This is a genomic window from Streptomyces sp. NPDC048254, from assembly GCF_043201895.1.
In the GTDB taxonomy this organism is placed as follows: domain Bacteria; phylum Actinomycetota; class Actinomycetes; order Streptomycetales; family Streptomycetaceae; genus Streptomyces.
The window spans coordinates 1-2,111 of record NZ_JBICZJ010000050.1; the positions used below are offsets into that span (position 1 = coordinate 1).

The following is a 2,111-nucleotide window of genomic DNA, read 5'->3' on the forward strand; positions in this document are numbered from 1 at the left end:
TCAGGACCTGCTCAGGTGCTGGGCCGGCACCTGCACCACCTGCGGCCGACCCCTACCGACCAGCAGAACCAGAACCTAACGAAGCACTACTAGGCCGTGTCCGACCGATCATGCCGGCGACGCAGCCTCCGGGGCAGATGCCTACGTTCTAAGCACCGGCTGGTGCAGGGTTCCTCAAACGGTGTACACATATCGGCGCCGTAGTGGGCGAGTTGGCGGAGCGGTCTGCCCCGGATCCAGGGCCTGGCAAGGGAGTTGAGCAGGTCGGTCGCCAGGGTGATGGCGTATTCGATGTCGTTGCGGTTGGCGAATGACCGGCCGGCGAGGGCGGCTCTGTGGAAGACGCGCCACCAGCCCTCCTGCAAGTTGAGCCAGCACACGCCCACAGGGATGAAGGCATGGTGGATGCGGGCATGGCCCTCGAGCCAGGTCCGGGTGGACACGCTGTGGTGACTGGACAGGTTGTCGGTGACGACCCAGATCTCCCCGTCCGGGTTGGCGTCCTCGATCAGTTGCAGGCACTGCTGATAAAAGACGCTGTTGCGAGAGGATGCGGTCATCGTGACCGCCTGACCGTCGGCTGGTCGCAGATCGCCGTAGACCCAGGTCTTGTCTGGTCCGCGGCTGTAGTCGAGTTCTGCTTTGATCCGGTGGCCGTCCGGTGACCAGGCGGGTGCGGGCGGGAGGGTCCGCGGGATCACTGGCCCCAGCTCGTCGGCGCTGGCCAGGGCGTCGCCATTGGGGACCACTGAGGCGTCTCGAATCGGCCCCACTTGGTGAAAATCGCTGCACGCGAAGACTGCCTGAAGGCGAGCCTCATTCGCTCTACTCAGGGCCCGCGTCCTCCTTCAGCCGTAGGCACTACGGAAGAGCGGTCAGAACCGCCCAGTTGGCCACTGTGCACTGCAGTTGGCCGCGCCGTGCTTAGCGGCTTGCTTCTGAAGCTGTTACCGCAGGTCAGGGCACGCAGGGGCGTAGTAACTCGCCCGGGAGACGTGGGCCGAGGCCCCGGGGCGGGCGGGCTTCTGCGAAGGCGCCTACGACCCGGATTCGACCCCACACCTTCCTGCATTCCCTGAAGGTCCCATCTGACCTGCGCAAACGGCAACGTGAGGCAGTCCGAGACTGGGACTGCCGGTACCAGGCACATCCGCGGCCGGCGGTGTTGAATGAGGGCATGACGGCGACGGAACTCGGGCGGGCGCTGCGGCGCTGGCGCGACCGGGTGGCCCCGGACGCGGCGGGGCTGCCGGCCGGCGGCCAGCGGCGCGCGGCGGGTCTGCGGCGCGAGGAGCTGGCGCTGCTGGCCGGGATCTCGGTCGACTACGTCACGCGCCTCGAACAGGGCCGCGCGGTCAACCCGTCCGTGCAGGTCGTCGAGGCGCTGGCGCGGGCACTGCGGCTCTCCGAGGACGAGCGGACCTATCTGTTCGGGCTGGCGGGGCTGGTGCCACCGGGTCCGGACGTGGTTCCCGGGTACCTCACGCCCAGCGTGCAGCGGCTGCTGGACCGGCTGTCCGGCACCCCGGTCGCGGTCTCCGACGCGGCCATGACGCTCCTGGTGGCCAACCCGATGTACGCGGCCCTGATGGGCGACCCGTCCGGCCGGCGCGGCTTCGAACGCAACGGCGTGTGGCGCAACTTCCTCGGCCGGCCGACCCGGGTGCGGCACACGCCCGAGGAACGCCGCGCCTTCGAGGTCGGCATGGTCGCCGAGCTGCGCTCGACGGCCGCCCGCTATCCGGCCGACCGTCAACTCCAGCGCATGATCGCGGAGTTGCGTGCCGGGGGCGAGCGGTTCGCCGAGCTGTGGGACGCGGGAGTCGTCGGCCGGCTGGAGGCGTCGCGCAAGACCATCGAGCATCCGCAGGTGGGCCTGCTCACGCTGGACTGCGACCAGCTCCGGGTGGAACAGCACGACCTGCACATCCTCGTGTACTCGGCCGAGCCGGGCACCGAGGCCGCCGAGAAACTGGAGCTGATCTCGGTGCTCGGCACCCAGAGCCCGGCGGCGCTGCCTAGTAGTGCTTCGTTAGGTTCTGGTTCTGCTGGTCGGTAGGGGTCGGCCGCAGGTGGTGCAGGTGCCGGCCCAGCACCTGAGCAGGTCCTGA

2 protein-coding genes are annotated in these 2,111 nt (G+C 69.0%); one reads left to right on the forward strand and one right to left on the reverse strand.

From position 1 onward, the window contains the following. Positions 1–89: 89 nt before the first annotated feature. Complete coding sequence (locus ACGFZQ_RS52205) at positions 90–773, reverse strand: transposase (protein ID WP_393846511.1); 684 nt, start codon at positions 771–773, stop codon at positions 90–92. A 404-nt stretch (positions 774–1,177) separates the two neighbouring features. Between ACGFZQ_RS52205 and ACGFZQ_RS52210 the strand changes: the two genes are divergently transcribed. After that, on the forward strand, positions 1,178–2,059 hold the full coding sequence (locus ACGFZQ_RS52210) for a helix-turn-helix transcriptional regulator (RefSeq protein WP_393846512.1): 882 nt from the start codon (positions 1,178–1,180) through the stop codon (positions 2,057–2,059). The last annotated feature ends 52 nt before the right edge of the window (positions 2,060–2,111 follow it).